Source organism: Hamadaea flava, assembly GCF_024172085.1.
GTDB lineage: Bacteria > Actinomycetota > Actinomycetes > Mycobacteriales > Micromonosporaceae > Hamadaea > Hamadaea flava.
Map to the genome: position 1 here is coordinate 6,592,421 of NZ_JAMZDZ010000001.1, position 24,975 is coordinate 6,617,395.

At 70.2% G+C, this 24,975-nt stretch carries 20 protein-coding genes and 2 pseudogenes; 8 read left to right on the forward strand and 14 right to left on the reverse strand.

Annotation, left to right across the window (positions count from 1 at the left end; genetic code table 11):
* Positions 1-16 precede the first annotated feature (16 nt).
* On the forward strand, positions 17-646 hold the full coding sequence (locus tag HDA40_RS30945) for a cyclodeaminase/cyclohydrolase family protein (protein WP_253761337.1): 630 nt from the start codon (positions 17-19) through the stop codon (positions 644-646).
* Positions 643-1,467 carry a bifunctional 5,10-methylenetetrahydrofolate dehydrogenase/5,10-methenyltetrahydrofolate cyclohydrolase gene (locus tag HDA40_RS30950; RefSeq protein ID WP_253761338.1) on the forward strand — a complete coding sequence of 275 codons (825 nt, stop codon included), beginning with the start codon at positions 643-645 and terminating at the stop codon, positions 1,465-1,467. Before HDA40_RS30945 ends, HDA40_RS30950 begins: the two co-directional genes overlap by 4 nt.
* 26 nt (positions 1,468-1,493) lie before the next feature.
* Here the strand turns inward: HDA40_RS30950 and HDA40_RS30955 are convergent, their stop codons facing one another.
* On the reverse strand, positions 1,494-2,924 hold the full coding sequence (locus tag HDA40_RS30955) for an SDR family NAD(P)-dependent oxidoreductase (protein WP_253761339.1): 1,431 nt from the start codon (positions 2,922-2,924) through the stop codon (positions 1,494-1,496).
* A 178-nt stretch (positions 2,925-3,102) separates the two neighbouring features.
* Entirely contained in the window at positions 3,103-3,588 is a 486-nt protein-coding gene (locus HDA40_RS30960) for a MarR family winged helix-turn-helix transcriptional regulator (protein ID WP_253761340.1), read from the reverse strand.
* A 58-nt stretch (positions 3,589-3,646) separates the two neighbouring features.
* Between HDA40_RS30960 and HDA40_RS30965 the strand changes: the two genes are divergently transcribed.
* Positions 3,647-4,270 (forward strand): GTP cyclohydrolase II, encoded by a 624-nt coding sequence (locus HDA40_RS30965; RefSeq protein WP_253761341.1) that lies wholly within the window; start codon positions 3,647-3,649, stop codon positions 4,268-4,270.
* A 10-nt stretch (positions 4,271-4,280) separates the two neighbouring features.
* On the opposite strand, the gene HDA40_RS30970 is transcribed toward HDA40_RS30965, so the two are convergent.
* The gene (locus HDA40_RS30970; RefSeq protein ID WP_253761342.1) at positions 4,281-5,003 is read right to left on the reverse strand and encodes a GNAT family N-acetyltransferase; all 723 of its coding nucleotides are present in this window, start codon (positions 5,001-5,003) and stop codon (positions 4,281-4,283) included.
* 37 nt (positions 5,004-5,040) lie between these two features.
* Between HDA40_RS30970 and HDA40_RS30975 the strand changes: the two genes are divergently transcribed.
* The 3 genes and pseudogenes from HDA40_RS30975 to HDA40_RS30985 form a co-directional block, all read left to right on the forward strand.
* Positions 5,041-5,787, forward strand: coding sequence for a tyrosine-protein phosphatase (locus HDA40_RS30975; protein WP_253761343.1), 747 nt, complete (start codon positions 5,041-5,043; stop codon positions 5,785-5,787).
* Between the two features lie 934 nt (positions 5,788-6,721).
* A complete protein-coding gene (locus HDA40_RS30980) occupies positions 6,722-9,463 on the forward strand; it encodes a cellulose binding domain-containing protein (protein WP_253761344.1) in 2,742 nt (913 codons plus the stop codon).
* A 221-nt stretch (positions 9,464-9,684) separates the two neighbouring features.
* Positions 9,685-11,010, forward strand: a pseudogene (locus HDA40_RS30985) (M14 family metallopeptidase); the annotation flags it as partial.
* Positions 11,011-11,125: 115 nt separating this feature from the next.
* Here the strand turns inward: HDA40_RS30985 and HDA40_RS30990 are convergent.
* From HDA40_RS30990 to HDA40_RS31000, 3 genes are all read right to left on the reverse strand, one after another.
* The gene (locus tag HDA40_RS30990; protein ID WP_253761345.1) at positions 11,126-13,225 is read right to left on the reverse strand and encodes a HelD family protein; all 2,100 of its coding nucleotides are present in this window, start codon (positions 13,223-13,225) and stop codon (positions 11,126-11,128) included.
* A 212-nt stretch (positions 13,226-13,437) separates the two neighbouring features.
* Positions 13,438-14,088: a DedA family protein gene (locus HDA40_RS30995; RefSeq protein ID WP_253761346.1), complete on the reverse strand. Its 651-nt coding sequence runs from the start codon at positions 14,086-14,088 to the stop codon at positions 13,438-13,440.
* A 100-nt stretch (positions 14,089-14,188) separates the two neighbouring features.
* Entirely contained in the window at positions 14,189-14,518 is a 330-nt protein-coding gene (locus tag HDA40_RS31000) for a hypothetical protein (RefSeq protein ID WP_253761347.1), read from the reverse strand.
* A gap of 320 nt (positions 14,519-14,838) precedes the next feature.
* Between HDA40_RS31000 and HDA40_RS31005 the strand changes: the two genes are divergently transcribed.
* Positions 14,839-15,333, forward strand: coding sequence for a DUF3145 domain-containing protein (locus HDA40_RS31005; protein ID WP_253761348.1), 495 nt, complete (start codon positions 14,839-14,841; stop codon positions 15,331-15,333).
* Positions 15,334-15,383: 50 nt separating this feature from the next.
* Entirely contained in the window at positions 15,384-17,048 is a 1,665-nt protein-coding gene (locus HDA40_RS31010) for a glycoside hydrolase family 3 protein (protein WP_372503024.1), read from the forward strand.
* A gap of 17 nt (positions 17,049-17,065) precedes the next feature.
* Here HDA40_RS31010 and fabF read toward each other — a convergent pair whose 3' ends face one another.
* The 8 genes and pseudogenes from fabF to gltX all read right to left on the reverse strand — a co-directional run bounded on the left by fabF (position 17,066) and on the right by gltX (position 24,974).
* Positions 17,066-18,292: a beta-ketoacyl-ACP synthase II gene (gene fabF, locus HDA40_RS31015; protein WP_253761350.1), complete on the reverse strand. Its 1,227-nt coding sequence runs from the start codon at positions 18,290-18,292 to the stop codon at positions 17,066-17,068.
* An 8-nt stretch (positions 18,293-18,300) separates the two neighbouring features.
* On the reverse strand, positions 18,301-18,537 hold the full coding sequence (locus tag HDA40_RS31020) for an acyl carrier protein (RefSeq protein WP_253761351.1): 237 nt from the start codon (positions 18,535-18,537) through the stop codon (positions 18,301-18,303).
* 65 nt (positions 18,538-18,602) lie between these two features.
* The gene (locus HDA40_RS31025) at positions 18,603-19,541 is read right to left on the reverse strand and encodes a beta-ketoacyl-ACP synthase III (RefSeq protein WP_253763865.1); all 939 of its coding nucleotides are present in this window, start codon (positions 19,539-19,541) and stop codon (positions 18,603-18,605) included.
* Between the two features lie 144 nt (positions 19,542-19,685).
* Positions 19,686-20,600 (reverse strand): annotated as a pseudogene (locus tag HDA40_RS31030) (ACP S-malonyltransferase); the annotation flags it as partial.
* Between the two features lie 138 nt (positions 20,601-20,738).
* Complete coding sequence (locus HDA40_RS31035; RefSeq protein ID WP_253761353.1) at positions 20,739-21,914, reverse strand: PucR family transcriptional regulator; 1,176 nt, start codon at positions 21,912-21,914, stop codon at positions 20,739-20,741.
* Positions 21,915-21,917: 3 nt separating this feature from the next.
* Positions 21,918-22,631 (reverse strand): LppM family (lipo)protein, encoded by a 714-nt coding sequence (locus HDA40_RS31040; RefSeq protein ID WP_253761354.1) that lies wholly within the window; start codon positions 22,629-22,631, stop codon positions 21,918-21,920.
* A gap of 109 nt (positions 22,632-22,740) precedes the next feature.
* Positions 22,741-23,376, reverse strand: a complete 636-nt coding sequence (locus HDA40_RS31045) for a hypothetical protein (protein WP_253761355.1) — start codon at positions 23,374-23,376, stop codon at positions 22,741-22,743.
* A gap of 161 nt (positions 23,377-23,537) precedes the next feature.
* Positions 23,538-24,974, reverse strand: a complete 1,437-nt coding sequence (gene gltX / locus HDA40_RS31050) for a glutamate--tRNA ligase (protein ID WP_253761356.1) — start codon at positions 24,972-24,974, stop codon at positions 23,538-23,540.
* Position 24,975 lies beyond the last annotated feature (1 nt).

Consider the following 24,975-nt stretch of genomic DNA (forward strand, 5'->3'; position numbering starts at 1 on the left):
CTGGGATGCTGGAGCCGTGCAGCAGACGATCTCCGAATGGCTGGATGACCTGGCGTCCGGCGAGCCGACCCCGGGCGGTGGCGCGGCCGCCGCGCTGATGGCCGCCACGGGCGCCGCCCTCGTGGGCATGGTGACCGAGTTGACCATCGGCAATCCCCGGTACGCCGACCACGAAACCGTTATGACGGCCGCCCGCGAACGGGCTGCCCACCTGCGAAGACTTGCGACAGAGTTGGCCGACGCCGACGAGGCCGCCTTCGGCGCGGTCATCGAGGCATACCGGCTGCCCAAGGCGACCGAGGCGGAGAAGGCCGGCCGCAGCGCCGCGATCCAGCAGGCGCTCGGCGGGGCGGCCCGGGTGCCGCTGCGGCTCGCCGCCGTCGCGGCCGAGGTCGTCGAACTGGCCGAGTCCATCCTGGACGGAGCCAACGTCAACGTCCTCTCCGATGTGGCGGTCGCCGCCGACGCGGCCCGGGCCGCGCTCTCCTCGGCCGCCGTGAACGTCGAGGTCAACACGACGGCGCTGACCGACCGCTCGATGGCGGCGGCGCTCGACGGCGAACTGGCCGGGTACCTGAGCGCGGTCGGCCGCGCCGACCGGATCACCGCCGCCGTCCGCGCCCGGATCGGCGGGGCGGCGTCATGAGGCTGATCGACGGGAAGGCACACGCCGCCCGGTTGGGCGAGCAGGTCACCGCGCGGGCGGCCGAACTGCGGTCGCAGGGGGTCGACCCGACGCTCGCGGTCGTCGTCCCCACCGACGACGAGGCGACCGCCTGGTACGTGCGCAGCATCGCGCGTACCGCCGAGAAGGTGGGCGTGACCTGCCGGATCGTCACCCTCGACCGGCCGACCGGGTACGACGTCGCCGGTGCGCTGGCCGAACTGGGCGCCGATCCCGGCGTACACGGGTTGATCTGCCAGACCCCGTTGCCCGGCGGCGTGACGCTCGACCAGGTCGGCGAGCACATCCCGGTCGCGAAGGACGTCGACGGGGCCAACCCCGCGAGCCTCGGCCGGCTGGCGGCCGGGCTGCCCGCGTACGCCCCGGCGACGGCGCGTGCCGTGCTGGAGCTCCTGCTGGCGGAGAACGTGCCGCTGGAGGGCGTGGCCGCGACCGTCGTCGGACGCTCCACTGTGGTCGGTAAACCGGCCGCACTGCTGCTCCTCGCCCAGAACGCGACCGTCACGGTGGCCCATTCGCGTACGCGTGACCTGGCAGCCGTCTGTCGGCAGGCCGACGTGCTGGTGGCGGCGGTCGGCCGGGCGCACCTCATCGGAGCGGACCACATCAAGCCCGGTGCGGTGGTGATCGACGTCGGTACCAATCCGACCCCGGACGGCGGGCTGACCGGCGACGTGGACCCCGCGGTGACCACCGCCGGGGCGTTGACCCCGGTGCCGGGCGGCGTCGGCCCGGTCACCACGATGCTGCTACTCGCCCAAACCCTGGACGCGGCCACCTGACTGACCACGCGAAAGGGGGAAGGGCGTCACCACTCGGTGGGGTAGTAGTCCTTCAGGAAGCAGCCGTACACGTCCTCGCCGGCCTCGCCGCGCACGATCGGGTCGTACACCCGGGCCGCGCCGTCGACGAGGTCGAGCGGGGCGTGGAAGCCTTCGTCGGCGAGCCGCATCTTCTGCGGATGCGGCCGCTCGTCGGTGATCCAGCCGGTGTCCACACTGGTCATCAGGATGCCGTCGGACTGGAACATCTCCGACGCGCTCGTGCGGGTCAGCATGTTCAGGGCGGCCTTGGCCATGTTCGTGTGCGGGTGGCCGGGGCCCTTGTAGCCGCGGGTGAACTTGCCTTCCATCGCGGAGACGTTCACGACGTACTTCCGGCGGGCCGTGGACGCCGCCATCGCCGCCCGCAACCGGCTGATGAGGACGAACGGCGCGGTCACGTTGCACAGCTGCACTTCCAGCAGCTCGAGCGGACCGACCTCGTGGATGACCTGCGACCAGCTGTTCTCGCGGGCGAGGTCGGGGACCAGGCCGCCGGCGTCGATGGCGGTCCCGTCGGCGATCCGGGCCGGGGAGGCCGACCCGCTGAGCAGCGCCAGCGCGGCCACGTCCTCGCCGGTGAGCCTCTGCCGGCCGCTGGTGATCATGGCGGCGGGGTTGCGCTCCAGGCTGTGCCCGAAGGTGACCAGCTCGGGCAGCGGACCGGTCGGCAGCGGCTCCGACTCGGCCGCCACGAGCTGCGAGTACGACCCGGCGCTGCGGCGTACCGTCTGGGCGGCGTTGTTGATCAGGATTTCCAGCGGGCCCTGGGCGGCGACGTCGTCGGCGAGCGCGGCGACCTGGGCTGGGTCACGCAGGTCGATGCCGACGATCCGCAGCCGGTGCAGCCAGTCGGCGCTGTCGGGCATGGCCGAGAACCGGCGTACGGCGTCGGCTGGGAACCGGGTGGTGATGGTGGTGTGCGCACCGTCACGGAGCAGGCGCAGCGCGATGTACATGCCGATCTTCGCCCGGCCGCCGGTGAGCAGCGCGCGCTTGCCGGTCAGGTCGGCATGGGCGTCCCGGCGCTCCCGGTTGAGCTGGGCGCAGTTCGGGCAGAGCTGGTGATAGAACGAGTCCACCGTGGTGTACCGCTGCTTGCAGGTGTAGCAGGATCGCGCCCGCAACAACGTGCCGGCGGTGACGGAGTCCTGCGTCGGCGAGGTCAGCCCGAACACTCCGGCGGTCTCGTCGTCGATCCGGCCGGGCGCCCCGGTCGCGGTGGCCTCAGTGACGGCGCGGTCATTCGCGGTCACCGCGGCACGCCGATCTTGGCGCTTGCGTTGTTTCACCATCTTGTAGAGGCGGGCGGTCGCTCGGCGGGCCGCCTCCACGTCCGGGTGGTCGACGGGCAGCTCGTCGAGTTCGGCCAGCACCTCCAGCGCCAGCTTGAGGCGGTCGGGGTCGATCTGTGTCACCGGAGAACTGTAGCCGGACGACCCGCGGCGCGCGCCGGGCGTTGGCGCGCAGCGGGTGGAACGTCACGCACCCAACAACCCGCGGGATAGGTGCACTGCGTTCCACCGAGCGGCAGCCCCCAGCCCGCCCACCCCGAAGCGCCCGGGAAGCCCGCCCCGAAAGCGCGCCCGGGAAGCGTCAGCGGTGCCAGGGGACGGCGGCCCCGGCGTGGAGCCGGGCGGCGATGGCCGCACAGGCGTCGCCGAACGCGCGTACCTGGTCGGGGGTGAGGGCGTCGAAGACGGCGGCGCGGACCGCCTCGACGTGACCGGGCGCCGCCTTCTCGAGGAAGGCCATCCCCTCATCGGTCAGCCGGGCGATTTGACCCCGCTTGTCCGATGGGCAACTCGTCCGCACGACCCAGCCGCGCTCTTCGAGCCGCGAGATGGCGTGGGAGAGACGGCTTCGGGTGATCTTGGACTGCTCGGCCAGCTCGGTCATCCGCATCTGCCGGTCGGGCGCCTCGGAGAGCCAGGCGAGCAGGCTGTAGTAGACGTGCGGGATGCCGCTGTCGCGTTGGAGCTGCTGATCGAGGTGGTCCTCGAGCAGCTCGGAGGCCTGGAGCCAGGCACGCCAGGCTTGATCCTCCGCAGGGGTGAGCCACCGTGGTGTGGTGATCGTCATAGACCCCAGTCTACCTCGTCTTCTTGAAAGTTAAACAATCAGAGGTACGCTTCACGCCATGAGTTTGAAGGTTCAAGCACCGGCGGCCGAGATCCGGACCCAGGTGAGGGTGCCGTTCCGCTTCCCGGATGGTTACACCACCACGGCGGACGTCTTCACCTTCACCGGCCTGGTCGACGGCAAGGAGCACCTCGCGATCGGGCTCGGCGACTACCGGGACAACCCGATTCCGCTGGTCCGCCCGCACTCCGAGTGCCTGACCGGCGACGTCTTCGGCTCCGAGCGCTGCGACTGCGGTCCGCAGCTGCGAGAGGCGGTCGAGCACATCGCGCAGACCGGCGGATTCCTGCTCTACCTGCGGCAGGAGGGCCGGGGGATCGGCCTGTACGCCAAGCTCGACGCGTACGCGCTCCAGGACGCCGGCCTCGACACGTACGCCGCGAACCGGGCGCTCGGCCACGGCGACGACGAGCGCGACTACACCGCCGCCGCGCAGATGCTGGCGGCTCTGGACGCGACCAAGATCAAGCTGCTGACGAACAACCCCGACAAGGTCGCCCAGCTGGAGGAGGCGGGGATCACGGTCGACGAGACGCTGCCGACCCAGGTCCACCTGTCCACCTCGAACGCCCGCTACCTGCGCGCGAAGGTCGACCACACCAAGCACACCCTGGTCTTCTGATCGGGCGGCCTCAGGCGATGTTGAACGACGTGCGCGCGACGCTGGACGTGTAGCCGAGCCGTTCGTACAGCTTGATGGCCCGCGCGTTGTCCGACATGACTGCCAGCGAGACAATCGCGAACTCCGCGAAGAGGCGTCGAGTGGCGGCGACCGTGACCGCCGCACCCAGCCCCCGGCCCTGCTGGTCGGGGGCTACCGCGATACCCGCCAGCATGCCGAGCGAACCGCTGTAGTCCGCCGCCGCTGCCACCAGCCGATCCCCGTCCCGGATGCCGTACCAGCCACGCACGCCGGGCGAGCCAGGCCGCGCGCTGCTGTCCGGCAGCGCCTCGTCGAGCAGCTTGTCGATATCGGGAGTGGCCTCGGCCGGCAGCCACTCCACCAGTTCCTCGCCTCTCGTGGCGGACGGCGGCGTCGTCGACCACATCTGGTCCCACTCGCCGAAGTACTGCGCGGCGAACCGCTCCAGCACCGCCTCCCGCGCCACCCGCGGCGCGTGCAGCCGCCGACCCTCGGTCAAGCCCGCCGCGTGCAGCTCCGCGAGCAGTTCCAGCGCCGTGGCCCCGTCACCCAGGCCCGCGGTCACCGGCCCCCAGGGCCCGTCCGACACCCACACCCAGGCATTCTCCCGCTGGTACGCCGAAAGCCGTCCACTGGTGTGGAGGGCGACGAACGGGTGGTCTCCGGTGGCGGCCAGAAACTCGGAACGGCTGGTCAGGGTAGGGGTGATCATGAACTTGAGAGTAACTCGGCTCGGTTACCCTGACCGGGTGCCCCTGGAGTTCATCGACTTCCCCCGCGTCTTCAACCTGCGCGACCTCGGCGGGCTGACCACCCGCGACGGGCGCGCCATCCGGCCCGGTCTGCTCTACCGCAGCGACAATCTCGGCGTACTCGCCGACGCGGCGCTGCCCCCGGCCGACCGGGACCGATTCGGTACGCTCGGTGTGCGTACCATCATCGATCTGCGACAGCCCGCGGAGATCGAGCGACACGGCGGCCGCGCACCGGGCTGGTCCTGTTCGAGCTGGCACAACGTGCCGCTGAACAATCCCGCGTGGCGCGACGAAGACTATTCTGAAGTGGACGGACCGGCGGCCTACCTCATCGCGCGATACCACGAGGCGGCCAAAACGTCCGGTACGCACATCGCCCGCACGATCGGCCTGCTCGCGGATCCGGCGGCCGTCCCGGCGGCGGTCCACTGCCTGGGCGGGCGGGACCGGACGGGCATCATCATCGCGTTCGTCGAAGACCTGCTGGGCGTACCCGACGAGACGATCGCGGCGGACTACCACTTCACCGAGCAGGCGACGCGGCGGTTCATGACCTGGTTCCGCACCGTACGCCCGGACGCCAAGGATCTGCTGCCCTATCTGGACGTGACGCCGCCCGAGGTCATCCTGACCTTCCTGACCGAACTACGTGCGGAGTACGGTTCGGTGCAGTCCTATCTGGAGCTTCATGGCCTGACCGAGGGGCAGGTCCAGGCGTTGCGCTCGATCTACCTGACCTAGGGGCACCGAGGTAGCGGGATCCGCACGGGCGCCGGCCGGGCCCCGAGGACGCCCGGCAGCGCACTGCTTCCCTCCGCCCACCCTCGCATGGTCGGGCTGATGACGAACAGCATGTCCTCGTGATCGCGGACGAGGTCCCGTCCGTGCACCGGCTCAGGAGGCGAAGAGGATCGTCCACCCAGGGCTGCGTGAGCCCTCGGCGGAGGTGGTATTCCGTCAGCTGGTCGTGTACCGCGTTGCGTAGCGCGACTTCCACTCCCTGCAGCGTCGCGTAGCAGGCGGCGCTGACGGCCGTATTCCACTCGTACAGATCGAGGCTTCGGAAGGCGTCGTTCGCCGCCAGAAGATCATAGGGAGCAAGCCTCGGGACAGAGAAACCACGCCGGAGTTCGGCGAGCTGAATCGAGCTTGACCGGTCGAATGGCATGCGCTAATCTTTCTTCTCAGACGGCCCGGATGACCTCTGCCTTAGGCAAGCCACCGGGCCTTCAATATGGTCGAAGACCCCGGTGGCCCCTGCCTTTCGGCATACTGCCGGGGTTACGGCTTTCTAGGGGCACATTAGACCTTTGCTGGACCGCCATTCAAATGCGGTAATAGCAACCAGGGTGCTTGCTACGCAACGCATTCGAGCCCTCGGAGAATCGTCACTGATCCGATTATCCAATGTGGAAGTGCCGCATTCGGTCCCCGGAGGGTGCGGTCGGGCGAGCGCGCCGGCCCCGTGACCGGGACCTAGTTGGTTGGCACTCCAAACTATTGACACTCGTGCCCCGGGATTGTGAAATCTGGGTAACCGCGCCGTAGCCCCGGCGCGGGCGCCCACACCCGCGGCACGCGACGCTCCACGGACACGTGCCTCGGGCTGTGCCTTGCCTTTTCACGCCCTCGGCCGCCCCGGTCGCGGGCTAGGTCGAGAGAGGACAGCCCGTTCATGCTCAGGAAGCAGCGAAGTCTGGCCTCCGCTGTAGCCGCCGCGCTCGTCGCGGCCGGGCTCGCGGTGGTCACGCAGGTACTGCCCGGCACGCCGGCCGCCGCGGCCGGGTCGGACCCGTACTCGTTCCGCAACGCGCAGGTGGTCGGGGGCGGTTTCGTGCCCGGCATCATCTTCAATCAGTCCCAGGCCAACCTGATCTACGCCCGCACCGACATCGGTGGGGCGTACCGGTGGGACCAGGCCAACTCGAAGTGGATCCCGCTGCTCGACTGGGTCGGGTTCACCAACTGGGGCTACAACGGCGTGGTCAGCCTGGCCACCGACGCCGTCGACCCGAACCGGGTGTACGTCGCGGCCGGCATGTACACCAACAGCTGGGACCCCAACAACGGCGCGATCCTGCGGTCCACCGACAAGGGTGCGACCTGGGCGACCACCGCGCTGCCCTTCAAGCTGGGGGGGAACATGCCCGGCCGGGGCATGGGGGAGCGGCTGGCCATCGACCCCAACAAGAACAGCATCCTGTACCTCGGCGCGCCCAGCGGCAACGGGCTCTGGAAGAGCACCGACTACGGCGCGACCTGGGCGAAGGTGACCGCCTTCCCGAACCCGGGGAACTACGTCCAGTCGCCCGGTGACGCGTACCTCGGCGACAACCAGGGCATCGCCTGGGTGACCTTCGACAAGAGCACCGGGACCTCGGGCAACACCACCCAGGGCATCTATGTCGGCGTCGCGGACAAGGACAACACGGTCTACCGCAGCACCGACGGCGGCGTGACCTGGTCGCGCATCGCCGGGCAGCCCACCGGCTACATCGCGCACAAGGGCGTCCTGGACCCGGTGAACCACCTGCTATACATCGCGACCAGCGACACCGGCGGCCCGTACGACGGTGCCAAGGGCGACGTGTGGAAGTACAACATCACCACCGGCGCGTGGACGCAGATCAGCCCGGTCCTGTCCAGCAGCTCGGACGACTACTTCGGGTACGCCGGCTTGACCATCGACCGGCAGCACCCCGGGACCATCATGGTCGCGTCCCAGATCTCCTGGTGGCCCGACATGATCATGTGGCGCAGCACGGACTCCGGCGCGACCTGGACGAAGATCTGGGACTGGACCAGCTACCCGAGCCGCAGCTTCCGGTACACCCAGGACATCTCGGCCGCGCCCTGGCTGACCTTCGGCAACAGCCCGTCGTTGCCCGAGGTCTCGCCGAAGCTGGGCTGGATGAACGAGTCGGTGGAGATCGACCCGTTCAACTCCAACCGGTTGATGTACGGCACCGGCGCGACGATCTACGGCACGGAGAACCTGACCACCTGGGACTCCGGCGGTCAGATCAACATCAAGGTGATGGCCAAGGGCCTGGAGGAGACGGCCGTCCTCGACCTGATCAGCCCGCCGAGCGGGGCCAACCTGCTCAGCGGACTCGGTGACATCAACGGATTCCGGCACACGAACCTCGACGCCGTGCCGTCGATGATGTTCACCTCGCCGGTGTTCTCGTCCACGACGAGCCTGGACTTCGCCGAGCTGAACCCCAACTACGTGGTACGCGTGGGCAACGTCGACAAGACCGCCAACCCCAACGTCAACCGCATCGGCATCTCCAGCGACAACGGCGCGAGCTGGTACCAGGGCCAGGAGCCGTCCGGCGTGACCGGCGGCGGCTCGGTGGCGGTCGCCGCCAACGGCAACTCGATCGTGTGGGCGCCGGCCGGCGCGGCCGTCAGCTACGGCGGCGGCAGCTCGTGGTCGTCGTCGAGCGGGGTGCCCTCGGGCGCCCGGGTCGCCTCGGACCGGGTCAACTCCAGCAAGTTCTACGCCTTCGCCAACGGCACGTTCTACGTGAGCACCAACGGCGGGCAGTCGTTCGCCGCGACCGTCACCAGCGGTCTGCCCACTGTCGGCTCGGTACGCTTCAAGGCCGTCGCCGGGCGCGAGGGCGACATCTGGCTCGCCGGCGGCGACACGACCGGGGCGTACGGGTTGTGGCACTCCACCAACTCGGGGGCCAGCTTCACCAAGCTGTCCAACGTGCAGGAGGCGAACAACATCGGGTTCGGCAAGTCGGCCACGGCCACCGGCTACCCGACGCTGTTCACGGTCGCGAAGATCGACAACGTGCGGGGCATCTTCACCTCGTACGACGGCGGGGCGACCTGGCTGCGGATCAACGACGACCAGCACCAGTACGGCAACATCGGCGAGGCGCTGACGGGCGACCCGCGAGTCTTCGGCCGGGTCTACATCGGCACCAACGGCCGGGGCATCATCGTCGCCGACCGGGTCAGCACGACCTCTCCGTCGGTCTCGCCGACCTCGTCGACGTCACCGACCGCCTCCACCTCACCGAGTTCGAGCACCTCGCCGTCGCCGAGCGCGAGCACCTCACCGAGTTCGAGCGCGTCGCCAGCCTCGACGGCGGCCAAGGCCTGCTCGGCGAGCTACGCCATCTCGAGCCAGTGGCCAGGCGGCTTCGGGGCGAACGTCACGGTGACCAACACCGGCACGTCCGCCACCACCAGCTGGACGGTGAAGTGGACGTTCGCCAACGGGCAGACCATCAGCTCGTTGTGGAACGGCAACTACACCCAGTCCGGAGCCAACGTGACCGTGACGAACCTGAGTTACAACGGCGCGATCGGCGTCGGCGGCACCGCCGGCTTCGGCTTCAACGGGGCGTGGTCCAGCTCGAATGCCGTTCCGACGCTGACCTGCACCGCTACCTGAGACCTGACTGGGGGACGAAAATCGGTGGCCCGGCCGGCGCTCGCGCCGACCGGGCCACCCGCGTGTCCGCCCCCGAACCAGATCCTCCGTTCGGGCAAGCCGCCGGCGGCGATCATCCTGATCTGCTAAAAGAGAGATCTATCTATTGACACGATCTTCGATACATGGCTATGTAGGCGCCAACCTACCGGTTTTCCCCACCTGACCCCCGGAGGAAGACGATGACGACCCGAGTGAGATCCACCCGGACGCGGCGCCTGCTAGCAGTGCTCACGGCCGCTGCAGTGGCGGTGCTCGTCGTGCCGGCGACGGCCACCCCCGCACCACCCAGCCCCCTGCCGAGCGCCGCCGAGACGGCGTACTTCCGTGTCGTCGGCCCGAAGAACTTCGCCGACGTCAACGCGATCGCCGCGACCGGCGCAGCGATCGACGGCGTCGAGGACGGCAAGGTCTACGTGACCGCGACCCCCAGTGAGGTCGCGAAGATCCGAGCTATCGGCTACCTCGTGAGCCCCGACGTACGCGACGAGCCGACCTCGGCCGGTGGCGGCGTCACCACTCAGGACTTCCCGTCGGCGGACTCCGGCTACCACAACTACGCCGAGATGGTCGCCGAGATCAACACGCTGGTCGCGTCGAAGCCCGCGATCGCGAGCAAGAGCACGATCGGGACCTCGTATCAGGGCCGCGACATGCCGCTGATCAAGATCAGTGACAACGTCGGCGTCGACGAAGCCGAACCCGAGGTGCTGTTCAACGCCCATCAGCACGCCCGGGAGCACCTGACCGTCGAGATGGCGCTCTACCTGCTGCACCTGTTCATCGACAACTACGGCACCGACACGGAGATCACGAACTGGGTGAACACCCGCGAGATCTGGATCGTGCCGGACATGAACCCGGACGGCGGGGAGTACGACATCGCCAGCGGCTCCTACCGGTCGTGGCGCAAGAACCGCCAGCCCAACAGCGGTTCATCCAATGTGGGCACCGACCTCAACCGGAACTGGGCGTATCAGTGGGGCTGCTGCGGCGGCTCGTCCGGCAGCACGTCCTCGGCGACCTACCGCGGGCCGTCGGCGTTCTCCGCCCCGGAGACGGCGAACCTGCGCAACTTCGTGAACAGCCGGGTCGTGGGCGGCGTACAGCAGATCAAGGTGAACATCGACTTCCATACCTACTCGCAGCTGGTGCTGTGGCCGTACGGGTACACCACGACCGACGTCACCAACACCGTCACGACCGACGTGCGGAACACCTTCGCCACCCTCGGCCAGCAGATGGCCGCCCTCAACGGGTACACCCCGGAGCAGGCCAGCGACCTCTACATCGCCGACGGCATCATCATCGACTGGATGTGGAACGCGCACCACATCTTCTCGTACACCTTCGAGATGTATCCCGGCGCGTCGGGCAGCGGCGGCGGCTTCTACCCGCCGGACGAGCAGATCGTCACCCAGACGACCCGCAACCGGACGGCCGTGCTGCTCCTCGTCTCGTACGCCGACTGCCCCTACCGGGTCATCGGCAAGCAGGCGACCTACTGCTGACCTGAGTCAGGGCACGCCGACGGGCGCTGAATCAGGGTTCTGCGTCGAATCTTGACGCAAGATTCGACCGGGAACCCTGATCCAGCGCTGAAGGCCGGCGCGGAAATGACCGTCACGCGAGTTCGACCGTCGTCAGCCGTTGCGTGGCACGGGACAGGGCGACGTAGAGCGTCCGGGCGCCGGACACCTCCCGGAGCCGCCGGGGCTCCACCACCAGCACCCCGTCGTACTCCATGCCCTTGGCCGCCAACCCGGTGACGACCTGCAGCCGCACCGACTCCGGCAGCCAGGCCGCGACCGTGTCCCGAGTGGACGCCTCCGGCGTGATCACGCCGACCGTCCCGTCGACCTCGTCGAGCAGCTGGGCGACCGCGGCTTCGACCGTCGGCCGCAGCTCGTTTCGCGGCACGGTGACCTGGACGGGTATCACGCCCGTGGAACGGACCGCCTTGGGCAGCGGCAGATTCGGCGCGATCCGCCGGATCTCGGCCGCCGCCACGGCGAAGATCTCCGCCGGGTTCCGGTAGTTCGTGGTGAGGCTGAACGCGTGCCGCTGGCGGCTGCCCAACGCCGAGTCGCGGGCGCGAGCCGGTTCCGTGGCGTCGCCGGTCCAGGCGGTCTGCGCCGGGTCGCCGACGATCGTCCAGCTGGCCACCTGACCCCGCCGTCCGATCATCCGCCACTGCATCGGCGTCACGTCCTGCGACTCGTCCACGATGACGTGCGCGTAGTCGCGATAGTCCGACCGGTCCGCCAGACCGCGCTCGCCGCCCTGAGTGCGTACGCCCAGCACCCGGTAGCCCGTGGCGGCCTTGCGGCGGGCCACCGGCGGCCGGCCGATCAGCCCGTCGATCTCGTCCAGCAGCGCGACGTCGTCCACCGACAGGTCGTCCGGCCGGATCGAGGCGGCCAGCCGCGCCTGCTCGGACCGGCTCAGCGTGCCTTCGGCGTACCAGGCCAGGCGCTTGGGGTCGGCCAGCCAGGTCAGCACCTCGATCGGGCGTAGCCGGGGCCACCAGCGCTTGAGGAACGTGCGGAACTCCTCGTTCTCCGTCAGCTCCTCGTCGAACCGGGACTGCTCCCAGCCGGGCAGCCGAGACTTCGCCTGCTCCCAGAGCGTGTCGAGGATCGCCCCGAACGCCTTGGCCCGGATCTCGTTGCGTCGCTGGCCCCGGACGATCTGGCGACGCATCTGCTCGACCTGACGGGCGGGCACCTCGAGCCAGTCGCCCCGAAAGCGCATCCGCAGCCCCTGGGGCTGCCCCGGAACGGCGTCCTCGGTGGCGCGCCGCAGCACGCGTCGCATCCGCAGGGAGCCCTTGATCGCGTGGACCTCGGCGGTCTCCTCCCGCGTCGCGCGTACGCCCTCGACCAGCTCGCCGAGTGACTTCAGGGTGGCGCTCTCCTCACCGAGGGACGGCAGGACGGCGGAGATGTAGGAGACGAAGACGGGGGAGGGGCCGACGATCAGTACGCCGCCGCCGGCGAACCGGGCACGGTCGTAATAGAGCAGGTACGCCGCGCGGTGCAGGGCGACGGCGGTCTTGCCGGTGCCGGGGCCGCCCTCGACGACGGTGACCCCGCTGCCGGGCGCCCGGATGGCGACGTCCTGCTCCTGCTGGATGGTGGCGACGATGTCGCGCATGCCGGTGCCCTTGGCCTTGGCCAGGGCTGCCAGCAGGGCTCCGTCGCCGATGACCGTCATGCCGGGCGGCGCGCTCTCGGGGTCCAGCAGGTCGTCCTCGACGCCGGTGACCTTCTCGCCCGAGGACTGGATCATCCGGCGGCGGACGACGCCGAGCGGGTGCGCCGCGGTGGCCCGGTAGAACGGCTCGGCGGCCGGCGCCCGCCAGTCGATGACCAACGGCTCGACCTCGTCGGCGGGCTGCGGATCGAGGTCGGTGCTGCCGTCCTCGCGGATGCCGATGCGGCCCACGTAACGGGGGCGCGGCAGCTCGCGCAGATCGAGGCGGCCGAAGACCAGCCCCTCGTGCTCGGCGTCCAGGATCTGGCGCTGCCGGGCGGCGTGGAAGACCATCGCGTCCCGGTCGACCAGGGAACCGGGTACGCGTGCCCCGGCGAGGTCGTAGCCGCCCGCCTCCAGTCGCGCCATCGACTCGCGCATCCGGGCGAGCTGGGTGTAGACGCGATCGACGTGCCGCTGCTCGAGGGCGATCTCCTGTTCGAGCGGGCTGGCCTGCGTCTCCGTCATGCGGCTCCCCCCGGGCTGAAACTTCCTCACGCTCCCCAGCGCGAGGCGGCGTCCCGCGCTCGCGGCGCGCACCGGTGGTACCCCCTCGGCCAGGCGGTATCCGGCGCCGCGCGTTCCCCAGCGCGAAACAATGCCGTCAAAGCCTAGTGCCCCGGCGTACGCCTCGTCGCCGGGTGTGTCATGAGCGACACCGACGGTGTCGCGTCGGCGGCCTACGCGTCGGCGGTCTGCGGCTCGGGCTCGGTCTCGACCACGTCGGCCATCGCCCTGCGGGCGCGGCGCTTGAGCCAGAGCGTGGTGCCGACCCCGATCAGGACCGCCACTGCGAGACCTACCCAGGAAAGGCCCTTCATCCACCGCTCGACGACCGCGCCGAGGTGGTAGACCAGCAGGGCGGTGCCGAACGCCCAGACGATCCCGCCGGACGCGTTGGCGACCAGGAACCGCCCGTAGGGCACCCGCAACGCCCCGGCGAGGGGACCGGCCAGGATGCGCAGCAGGGCGATGAACCGCCCGAAGAAGACCGCCCACACGCCCCAGCGGCCGAACATCTGCTCCGCCCGAGCCAGGTGTGCCGGGCCGAAGTGCTTGGGGAATCGCCGGCCCACCCGTTCGAGGAGCGGACGGCCGCCGCGGCGGCCGATGGCGTACCCCAGCGAGTCGCCCACGATCGCGCCGACGGCGGCGGCCAGGCCGACGAGCCAGGGATCGCCGGTGCCGCTCGCGGTCAGCAGGGCCGCGCTGATCAGGGTGATCTCCCCGGGCAGCGGGATGCCCATGCTCTCCGCGCCGATGACGAGTCCTACCAGGAGGTAGATGACGAGCGGCGGGAAGGCCGAGAGCCATTCCTGCGCGTGTTCCATCTCGGACCTACCTGCGGATCGGGGGACGGGCCTCGACGATAGCCGATAACACGAAACCCCCGCGACAATGTCGCGGGGGTTTCGTCAAGAGCGTGGGCTGTCAGGCCTCGCCGAAGACACCGGCCTCGGCGAGCCGCTTCTCGGTGGCGTCCCAGCCGTGGTCCGGGTTCGCCGACTGCAGGGCGGTCAGCTCGGCGCGGATCTTGGCGCCGTGGCCGGCCGCGGTCAGCACGCGGATCTCCTCGACGAACGCATCCGAGATGGTGCTCAGGTGCGTGGTCTTGCCGTTGGTGAGGTTCCGCACGTACACGTGCTTGCCCTTGTTCAGCGGGATGAGGTACTTGAACTCACCCAGCACGCTGAGAGCGCCGCCCTTGGCCTCACCGGCCCGGACAGACGCGCGCGCGGTCTTCGAGGTACTGCTCGCCACGGAGTTACTCCCAGATGTCACGAGGTCTTCGGCAAGCCGACCGAGATCGGCTTGTCGGTCTAAAAGTGGGGCCTCAGTCAGAAAGGCCCGGCACATCATAGCCGCCGCCGTGGCCTTCCCACCAATCGCTGCCTGGTGGTCGCCTGAAGCGGCACATTCTCCGGACGACTTTGCCGATTCGCTGGCGCCCCGTCCGTCTCACCCGTCATCATGGACCCGTTGTCACCATCAGTTTCAGAACCCAATAAATCGGGCATACCGCCGTCGTTGGCCGCCAGGTCGTAGGGGAAGACGCACCTGTCGACACCGGGAGGTCGGAAGTGCCCACGCGAGGCGTCGTTTACGTCCACTCGACCCCGCTCGCCGTGTGTGCTCACGTCGAGTGGGCGATAGCTCGTGTCCTGGCCGCCCCGGTAAGTCTGGAATGGACGCTGCAGCCCGTCGACCCCGGGGCGCGGCGCGCCGAGTGCGGGTGGACCGGGCGTCCCGGCACGGGTGGCGAACTGGCCGCTGAGCTGCGGCAATGGAACATGCTCCGGTTCGAGGTGACCGAGGAGCCCAGCCCCGGCATGGACGGCGAGCGATACATGCACGTCCCCGGGCGTGGCCTGCACCGCGCCACCATCGGCGCGGCCGGCGATGCCCAGCTCGGCGAGGACCAGCTGCGCTCGATCATGACCCAGGCGCGTACGCCGGAAGCCCTCTCGCTGGCGCTGGACCGAGCGCTCGGCACCGCCTGGGACGCCGAACTGGAGCCCTACCGCTGGGCCGGCGACGGGGCCCCGTTCACGCTGCTCACACAGAGGGCGGGCTGAGTCACAAAGTCGGGCGTGCCCGGTGGCGGATCGGCCGAACGTGTGATGGGATGCCCGCCATGCGGCGGAATGCAGCAGCGATTCTGATCTTGTGCGCGCTGGCCCTGGCTGCCTGTGGCACGGCCCCGGCGACCCCCGAGAGCTCACCCAGTCCGACGACGCTCGCCGGGCAGGTCGCCCGGCTCAGTGACGAAGACCTCGCCGGTCAAGTGCTGATGCCGTACGCGTACGGCCAGGACGCGACGAAGGTGTCGGCCGGGGCGGCCAAGGCGAACCAGAAGCTGGCCGGCGTCACCACGCCGGCCGAGCTGGTGACGAAGCTGCGCCTCGGCGGAGTGATCCTGGTCGGCTTCGAGGCCGGGGATCCCACCGCGCAGGACACCGCCAACATCGACGATCCGGCGCAGGTCCGGAAGTTCACGGCGGGGTTGCAGGCCGCGGCGGCGAAGCTGCCCGCCGGGACGCCGCTGCTCATCGGCACGGATCAGGAGTACGGCGTGGTCACCCGGGTCAAGTCCGGCGTCACGCTGCTGCCGAGCGCGATGGCGCTGGGTGCGGCGAACCAGCCGGAGCTGACCGAGGCGGCGTGGCGTACGGCCGGAACCGAGCTGGCCGCGATGGGGATCAACGTCGACTTCGCGCCGGACGCGGACGTGCAGGGCGCGTCCTCGGTCATCGGCTCCAGGTCCTTCGGGTCCGACTCCAAGCTGGTCGCCGAGCAGGCCGCCGCCGCCGTTCGCGGGCTCCAGGCCGCCGGGGTGGCCGCGACCCTCAAGCACTTCCCCGGGCACGGCCGCCCGGCGGCGGACAGCCACGGCGACCTGCCGCAGCTCCAGCAGACCCGGCAGGAGCTGACCGAGATCGACCTGCCGCCGTTCCAGGCCGGCATCGCGGCCGGCGTCCAGCTGGTCATGTCCGGTCATCTCGACGTGCGCTCGATCGACCCGGGGATGCCCGCGAGCTTCTCGGCCAAGGTGCTGGAGGGCGTACTGCGGCAGCAGCTCGGCTTCGACGGCGTGGTGGTCACCGACGCGCTGAACATGGCCCCGGCCGAGCGCTGGCCCGCCGGGGAGGCCGCAGTCCGGGCCCTCCAGGCCGGCAACGACCTGCTGCTCATGCCGCCCGACCCCGTGGCCGCGTACAACGGGATCTTGACGGCCTTGAAGAACGGCAAGCTGTCGCGGGACCGCCTGCGCGCCTCGGTGACCCGCATCCTCACCCTCAAGCGCGCCGTGACCGACGACGACCAGCCGGGCCTGGACGTGCTCGCGGGCCAGGCGCACCAGAGCGCGGTGGCGGCGGCCGCGAGCGCCGCGGTGACCCAGCTGCGCGGCGCGTGTGGCGCGCCGCTGGTCACGGGCGCGGTCAGCGTGACGGCGGCGAAGGGCCGCGACGCCAGTCGGGATCGTCTGGTGAAGGCCCTGCAAGCCCAAGGGGTACGCGTAGAGCAGAGCACGCCGCCGGCGGATGCGAAGGTGGTGCACCTCGTCGGCTACGGCGACACGGCCGGGGATCTGAATCCGAAGGCGACGATCACGGTCGCCATGGACACGCCGTACGTGCTGACGAAGTCGGCGTCCCCGGTGCTGCTGGCGACCTACTCGTCCAGCCCGTTGTCGCTGGAGGCGCTGGCGAAGGTGCTCGCGGGGAAGGCGAAAGCGGAAGGCCGCTCACCGGTCGCGGTGAACGGCCTTCCGAAGAGTTCCTGCAGCTGAACCCGATCCCAACGCGTCTACGCGCGCGTGAAGATCAGCGCCACGTTGTGGCCGCCGAAGCCGAACGAGTTGTTCAGCGCCGCCGGGATGTCCAGCGACCGCGGCTTGTGGGCGGCGACCTCGAGCGTGAGGCCGTCGTCCGGGTCGTCGAGGTTGATCGTCGGCGGGATGATCGACTCGCGTACGGCCAGGATCGTCGCGATGGTCTCCACCGCGCCGGCCGCGCCGAGCAGGTGACCGGTCATCGACTTGGTGGCGGTCAGCACGGGGTGATCGCCGATGATCCGGCGGATGCCCACGATCTCCGCCATGTCGCCCACCGGGGTGGACGTGGCGTGCGCGTTGACGTGCTTGACCTCACTCGGGTCGAGGTCGGCGCTGCGGAGCGCCGCACGGATGGCCCGGGCGCCGCCCTCGCTCTCCGGGTGCGGCTGGACGATGTCGAAGCCGTCCGAGGTGAGCCCGGCCCCGGCGAGTACGGCGTGCACCCGCGCGCCGCGCGCGGCGGCGTGCTCGGCCGACTCCAGGACCACGATGCCCGCGCCCTCACCGAGGACGAAGCCGTCCCGGGCCTTGTCCCACGGGCGGGACGCGCGCTCGGGATCGTCGTTGCGGGTCGACATGGCCCGCATCGAGGCGAACCCGGCGATCGGCAGCGGGTGGATGACCGCCTCGGTGCCGCCGGCGATGACGACGTCGGCCCGGCCGGAGCGGATGATGTCCAGGCCCCAGGCGATCGCCTCGGCCCCGGTCGCACAGGCGCTCGTCGGCGCGTGTACGCCGGCCTTCGCCCTGTACTCCAGGCCGACGTAGGCGGCGGGACCGTTGGGCATCAGCATCGGGACCGTGTGCGGGCTGACCCGCCGCGGACCGGACGCCTCCAGGATGTCGTCCTGGGCCAGCAGGGTCTGTGCCCCGCCGATGCCGGAGCCGACCACCACTGCCAGCCGCTCGGGGTCCAGCCCCGAATCGCCCAGCCCGGAGTCCTTCCAGGCCTGGTCGGCGGCGATCAACGCGAGCGCCTCCGACCGGTCCAGCCGGCGCATGCGGACCCGGTCGAGCACCTCCGAGGGGTCGACGGCAACCTTCGCCGCGATCCGCACGGGCAGCTGCTCGGCCCAGTCGTCGGTCAGCGCGCTGACCCCGGACTTGCCGGCGAGCATGGCGTCCCAGGTGGTGGCCACGTCCCCGCCGAGCGGGGACGTGACACCGAGCCCGGTGACGACTACGTCACGACGAGACAAGGGGAAGATCAGCCCTTCAGGATGTAGGCGACGGCGTCGCCGACGGTCTTGAGGTTCTGCACCTCGTCGTCCGGGATCTTCACGCCGAACTTCTCCTCGGCCGCGACGACGACCTCGACCATCGACAGCGAGTCGACGTCCAGGTCCTCGGTGAACGACTTCTCCTCCGAGACGTCGTCGGGGTTCACCCCGGCGACCTCTTCGAGGATCTCGGCGAGGCCGGAGGTGATCTCTTCGCGGGTCATGTTCTTCCCTTCATGGTTGGTTCGCTGTGCCGCTGATGGATTCAGGGACGCAGTAGGAGGACTGGTCAGGGGCAGCGTACGACCTGACCGGCGTAGGTCAGGCCACCGCCGAAGCCGATCAGCAGCACGGGGCTGCCGGACTTCACCTCGCCGCGCTCGACCATCTTGGACAGGGCGAGCGGGATGCTCGCCGCCGACGTGTTGCCGGACTCCACGATGTCGCGCGCGATGATCGCGTTGACCACGCCGACCTTGCGCGCCACCGGTTCGATGATGCGCAGGTTCGCCTGGTGGGGGACGAAGGCGGCGATGTCGGCGGGGTCGTACCCGGCCTTCTCGCACACCTCGCGGGCCAGCGGCGGGATCGCCGTCGTGGCCCACCGGAAGACGGTCTGGCCGTCCTGCTGGATGTAGGGCCGCCAGGTCTCGATGCGGATCGCCTCGCTGGGCGCCGAGCCCCAGACGACCGGGCTGATGCCGGGCTCCTCGCCGTCGGCGGTCTTGCTGACCACTGCCGCACCCGCGCCGTCACCGAAGATGACGGCGGTCGAGCGGTCGGTCCAGTCGGTGATCTCGGAGAGCTTCTCGACGCCGACGACGATGGCGTGGGTCGCCGCACCGGCGTTGATCGCCTGGTCGGCCAGCGCGAGGGCGTACGAGAAACCTGAGCACGCGGTGTTGACGTCGAACGCCGCCGGGGTGCCCAGGCCCAGCTTCATCGCGATCCGGCAGGCCACGTTGGGGCTGCGGTCGGCCGATGAACAGGTGGCGACGATGACGAGGTCGATGTCGGAGGTGGCCAGCCCGCTGGCGGCCAGTGCCTTCTCGGCGGCGGCCGACCCCATGTCGGCGACGGTCTCGGTGTCGGCGATGCGCCGCTCCTTGATCCCGACCCGGGACTGGATCCACTCGTCGTTGGTGTCGACCATCTGAGCGAGGTCGTCGTTGGTCAGCACCCGCGCGGGCTGGTAGTGGCCGAGCGAAGCTATCTTGCTCCCCATCAGGCGCAGACTCCTTCAATAGCGGGGCTGCCGCCGTCGCGGTGGATAAGACCGTTGCTCCCCATCAGGCGGAGACTCCTTCAATAGCGGGGCTGCCGCCGTCGCGGTGGATAAGACCGTTGCTGCCCATCAGGCGATGACTCCTTCGGCGGTGGCGCCGTGGCGCTCGATGAGGTCGCGGGCGGCCGCCAGGTCGTCCGGGGTGTTCAGGGTGACGATCTCCAGGCCCTTGACAGCCCGTTTTACCAGGCCGGCCAGCGTACCGGCCGGGGGAAGCTCCAGGACTCCCGTCACGCCCAGCTCGGCGAGCCGCGCCATGACGAGGTCCCACCGGACGGGCGCGGTGACCTGCTGGACGAGCCGCGAAAGCAGCTCCGTCCCCGAGCTTACGGCGGCGCCGTCGGCGTTCTGCAGCAGCGTACGCGTCGGGTCGCTCGGCGTGATCTTCCCGGCGAACTCGGTCAGCACCGCCTCGGCCGGAGCCATGTACGGCGTGTGGAACGCCCCGGCGACCTGCAGCTTGATGACCCGGGCCTTCGTCGGGGGCTGCTCGGCGAGCTTGTCGACGCCGTCCAGGGAACCCGCGGCGACGATCTGCCCGGCCCCGTTGCGGTTGGCCGGGTACAGCCCGTTCGCGGCGATCGCGGCGAGTACCTCAGCCTCGTCGCCGCCGAGGACGGCGGCCATACCGGTGGGCTCCAGGGCGCAGGCGGCGGCCATCTCCTGACCGCGTACGCCCGCCAGAGCGATCGCGTCGGCCGGTGTGAGCGCGCCCGCGACGGCGGCGGCGCCCAGCTCGCCGACGCTGTGCCCGGCCACCACGGCGGCGGGCGGCAGCGGGAGCTGAGCGGCGGCGACCAGGGCGGCCGCGGTCAGCAGTGGCTGGGTCTTCGCGGTGTCCTTGATCTCCTCCGCGTCGGCGTCGGTGCCGAGGTGGACGAGATCCACGCCGGTCAGCGCCGACCACTGGCGAAGCTGGTCGGAGACGCCGTCGACGGCGAGCCACGGGGTCAGGAAGCCGGGTTTCTGGGCACCCTGGCCCGGAGAGAGTACGGCGAGCACTAATCCACCCTGCGGGATCGGCCGTAAGCTAGCCGTTGTCGCTCGCCACCAAATCCGCCTACCGCGTTTGTAGGGTCTCCACAAAGATTGACGTGCGATGTCGCCGCTGTGTCTGATCCGTGAATCCTCATGAGCTGTTCAGCTCGGCTGGCTGGGCTCCAGCCGGCCCAACGTGAGGGCGACTCGGAGGGTGAACGCATCTCTCGGATTGAGCGGGGCGTACCCGGTGATCTCGGCCACTCGGCGCATGCGATAGCGGACCGTGTTCGGGTGGACGAAGAGCGCCCGGGCGGTCGCCTCCAGCGCCCCGCCGTGGGTCAGGAAGGCGTCGAGCGTCTCCAGCAGCTCGCCGCCGGAACGCAGCACCGAGCCGTAGATGTCCTGCCGCAGCACCCGCCGTGCCTCGGCGTCCCCGGCCAGCGCCCGTTCGGGCAGCAGCGCCTCGGCGGCCACCGGCCGCGGTGCGGCGGGCCACGCGGCGGCGGCCCGGAAGCCGGCCAATGCCGACCGGGCGCTCGTGCTCGCCTCGTCCAGCGACGGCACCGCCGGGCCGACCACGATCGGGCCTTCGCCGAAGCCCGCGGCCAGCTTCTCCGCCGCCGCGAGCGGATCGGTCGCGCCGCCCAGGACGACCACGAGCCGGTCGCCGTGGACGCCGCCGAAGACCTCGACGCCCAGCCGCCGCGCGAGCCGGTGCACGGCGTGCAGGACGGCGGCCGCCTCGCCACCCGGGGACCGGCCCACGGCCACCGCCACCGGCGGGGCGTCCGACCACCCCAGCGCGGCGGCGCGGCTGGCCAGGACGTCGGAGGAGTCGCCGCGGAGCAGCGCGTCGACGAGGAGGGCCTGAAGGCGGGCGTCCCAAGCGCCCCGAGTCTCGGCCGCGCGGGCGTACACCCGGGCCGCGGAGAAGGCGACCTCCCGCGAATAGCGCAGGATCGCCTGCCGGAGCAGGTCCTCTTCGCCCTCGGCGGCCAGCGTCGGCACCTGCTCCTCGACGACGTCGATGGTGACCTTGATCAGCGCGACCGTCTGCTGGAGGCTGATGCTGCGGGCCAGCGCCCGGGGCGCGGCGTCGAAGATCTCGTCGGAGACCTCCTGGGTGCCCGCCCGATGATCGTCCTGACGCAGCCAGCCGACCAGCGACTGCACGCCGGACTGCGCGACGAGCATGACCCAGGCCCGCTGATCGGCTGGCATCCCCCGGAACCAGGGCAGCACCTCGTCCATCCGGGTCACGCTGGCGGTCGCCAGAGACCCGGCCGCGCGCTCGATCCGCTTGAGCGTCGCGGCCAGCGCCGGTGCCTTGGTCATGTCCTACAGCATGTCATGTGGGTATTCGACAAGCGTCGGCTCCTCGATCCGGCGCGGCCGGTTGCGGCGCGACAGGAGGAAGACGACGAGCACGGTGCCGACGGCGGCCAGCCCCACGCCGGCGGCGACGAGCGGGACCCACGGGACCGGGCCGTCCACCTTCGCCCGGGCCTGGAGCGTACGTATCTCGCCGGCCTTCGGCTGCCACGACACCGTCTTCCCGGAGAGCACTCCGTTGTGTTCGGTGACCTTGCCGGGGAACGTCACGGCGATCCGGAAGCTGAACTGATCGGCGAAGGCGCGGATCCCCGGATCGAGGAGGTTGACCGTACGCAGATCGACCGAGCCGGAGAAGGCGTACTCGTTGCCGGAGCGCACCAGGGTGAAGGCGTCCCGGCCGCTGACCCCGTTGAACTGGGCCAGTGGCGTCTTGGCATACGACACCCGTACGCCGACGAAGCCCGCGTCCTCGTATCGCTCGATGGTGGCCGTCGCGGGCAGCTTCTCCTTGTCCAGCCCGAGGGTGGCCACCAGGCGATCCTCGGACTGACCGGTGACGTTGGCGAGCCGGCGGTCCACCGCCAGCACGACGTCGCCGGAGACGGTGTCGTCGGAGTTCACCACCAGGGCGGCGTCGACCTTCATGCAACCAGCGAGGGCCAGACCGGCGATCAGCAGCGCCAGCGTCGCACGGGCCGCGGCGAGGGGGGTGCGCATGCCGAGCAGGATACGGCCTGGGCCGCCGTTCGGCGCCAAGACGCCGTCGTCGGCGCTCGGACCTCTCGGCGGCCCAGGTCCTTACCCGTGTTCAGACCTTGTCGGCGGCTCAGACCTTCCGGCGGATCAGGAAGGCGATGCCGAACAGACCCATCGCGATGACGATGACGATCGCGCCGTTGAGCGCGACGACTCGCCGCCACTCGCCCATGACCTCGCCGATGTCGGACGCGGCCTGTTTCGTCTGGGTCGCCACGCCCCCTCCGGCGCCGCCCGCGGGCGGCTGATAGGTCGTGCCCCCGCCCAGCGGTACGCCGGCCGCGCGCATCGTCGACGGCATGGTGAGTCGGCCATAGAACCAGCCTGCCGTCGTCTTCCGCTTGTCCGGCTGGGCTGCCGAGCGGAACGCGCGCGGACCGCCTGCCGCGAGCGGGTAGAGGTCGTACTGCGACTTGCCCACGCCGTCGACCGACAAGGTCACGGTGTACTTCGGACCGAGCTTGTCGGCCTTGGGCGACGAGGCGACCGCCACCCCCGTGGCGAGGAAGTCGACCTCGCCGAGCATCGACTCGAACCGGTCAGGTGTGTCCTTCGCCGAAATCGTCAGGGGCGTGTCGAGCCCCTCGCCCACGATCGTGATCTGGTTGGGCGCCGGGGCCGGTGCGGCCTGTGCCGAGGGGGCGTGCAGGCCGAACAGACCCATGGCGGCCAGCGCGAAACCGCCGATGAGTGCGCGTCGTGCCACCGTGCGTGACATATTCGGTCCCCGTTGAAGATGAATGCCGGTGCGGACGAAGGTGGGAACACCGAAGAAATTCCCGCCTTCGCACCAGAAGACACCTGGAACCTGAAGTCCGTTGCGGTAAGAAGGTCACGATTGCACAACGCTACGCGCTGTGACCATCCTCAGAGGAGAGTAGCGGTCGCCTGCCGTAGCCGGGCCAGCGTCTTCTCCTTGCCGAGCACCTCAAGGGACTCGAAGAGCGGCAGGCCGACCGTACGCCCGGTGACCGCTACGCGTACCGGTGCCTGCGCCTTGCCGAGCTTGAGCCCGGCGGCCTCGCCGACGGCGATCAGCGTCTCCTTCAGCGGCTCGGCCGACCAGTCCGCCAGTCCCTCGTACGCCTCGATGACGGCCGGCAGGATCGCGGCGTCCTTGGCTGCCTTGGCCCGCGCGCCCTCGTCGACGACGGGCTCGTCGAGGAAGAGGAAGTCGACGTACTCCACGATCTCGGCGAGCACCGCGATCCGCGTCTGCGCCAGCGGGGCGACCTGGGCGAAGACGGCCAAGTCGAAGGCGTTGAAGTCCCACGGCGGCGCGGTGATCCCGTATCCCCGCTCGGCCTTCTCCTCGGTCGTGAGGAACGGGCCGGTCAGCCAGGGCAGGCAGGCCTGGACGAAGTCCTCGACGGACAGTGCGCGGATGTACTCGCCGTTGAACGCGCGCAGCTTCTTCTCGTCGAAGAACGCCGGCGACGGGTTGACGTCCTCGAGCCGGAACTCGCCCTCGATCACCGACCACGGCACGATCTCCCGGTCGCCGGACGGCGCCCAGCCCAGGAGCATGAGGTAGTTGCGCATGGTGGCGGCGAGGTAGCCCTCGTCGCGGTACATCTCCAGCGCGACCTTGTCGCGGCGCTTGGACAGCTTCTGCCGCTTCTCGTTGACCACGATCGGCACGTGCGCCCAGACCGGCGGGATGTGCCCGAGCGCCTCCCACAGCATCTGCTGCTTGGGCGTGTTGGGCAGGTGCTCCTCCGCGCGGATCACGTGGGTGATCCCCATGGTCAGGTCGTCGACCACGTTGGCGAGCAGGAACACCGGCGAGCCGTCGCCCCGGGCGATCACGAAGTCCTCGATGAGCTTGTTCTCGAAGGTCGGCTCGCCGCGGATCAGGTCGACGACGACCGTCTCGCCCTCGTCCGGGGTGAGGAAGCGCAGCGCGCGGCCCTCGCCCGGGCCCAGCGCCCGGTCGCGGCAGTAGCCGTCGTAGCCGGAGTACTGGTTGCCCGTCCGCGCCTGGACCTGGTCGCGGGTGCAGTCGCAGTAGTACGCGCGGCCGGCGTCGTAGAGCCGCGTCGCGGCCTTCACGTGCTCGTCGGCGTAGGAGGACTGGAAGTAGGGGCCCTCGTAGGTGCCGCGCTCGATGCCGATCCAGTCCAGGGCGTTGAGGATGCCCTCGGTCCACTCCGGCCGGTTGCGCGCCGCGTCGGTGTCCTCGATCCGCAGGACGAACGCACCCTCGTGCTGCTTGGCGTAGATCCAGTTCTGCAGGGCCGATCGGGCCCCGCCGACGTGGAAGATACCGGTGGGAGAAGGGGCGAAGCGCACACGAACCGTCACC

What these genes read in the sequence shown, in the direction of transcription:
- HDA40_RS31010 (WP_372503024.1), top strand. Translation starts at nt 15,384, where the DNA reads ATGCCCGCCATGCGGCGGAATGCAGCAGCGATTCTGATCTTGTGCGCG.
- HDA40_RS30960 (WP_253761340.1), bottom strand. Translation starts at nt 3,588, where the DNA reads ATGACGATCACCACACCACGGTGGCTCACCCCTGCGGAGGATCAAGCC.
- HDA40_RS30965 (WP_253761341.1), top strand. Translation starts at nt 3,647, where the DNA reads ATGAGTTTGAAGGTTCAAGCACCGGCGGCCGAGATCCGGACCCAGGTG.
- HDA40_RS30990 (WP_253761345.1), bottom strand. Translation starts at nt 13,225, where the DNA reads ATGACGGAGACGCAGGCCAGCCCGCTCGAACAGGAGATCGCCCTCGAG.
- HDA40_RS31040 (WP_253761354.1), bottom strand. Translation starts at nt 22,631, where the DNA reads ATGCGCACCCCCCTCGCCGCGGCCCGTGCGACGCTGGCGCTGCTGATC.
- HDA40_RS31020 (WP_253761351.1), bottom strand. Translation starts at nt 18,537, where the DNA reads ATGACCCGCGAAGAGATCACCTCCGGCCTCGCCGAGATCCTCGAAGAG.
- HDA40_RS30980 (WP_253761344.1), top strand. Translation starts at nt 6,722, where the DNA reads ATGCTCAGGAAGCAGCGAAGTCTGGCCTCCGCTGTAGCCGCCGCGCTC.
- HDA40_RS31035 (WP_253761353.1), bottom strand. Translation starts at nt 21,914, where the DNA reads ATGACCAAGGCACCGGCGCTGGCCGCGACGCTCAAGCGGATCGAGCGC.
- HDA40_RS30995 (WP_253761346.1), bottom strand. Translation starts at nt 14,088, where the DNA reads ATGGAACACGCGCAGGAATGGCTCTCGGCCTTCCCGCCGCTCGTCATC.
- HDA40_RS30970 (WP_253761342.1), bottom strand. Translation starts at nt 5,003, where the DNA reads ATGATCACCCCTACCCTGACCAGCCGTTCCGAGTTTCTGGCCGCCACC.
- HDA40_RS30950 (WP_253761338.1), top strand. Translation starts at nt 643, where the DNA reads ATGAGGCTGATCGACGGGAAGGCACACGCCGCCCGGTTGGGCGAGCAG.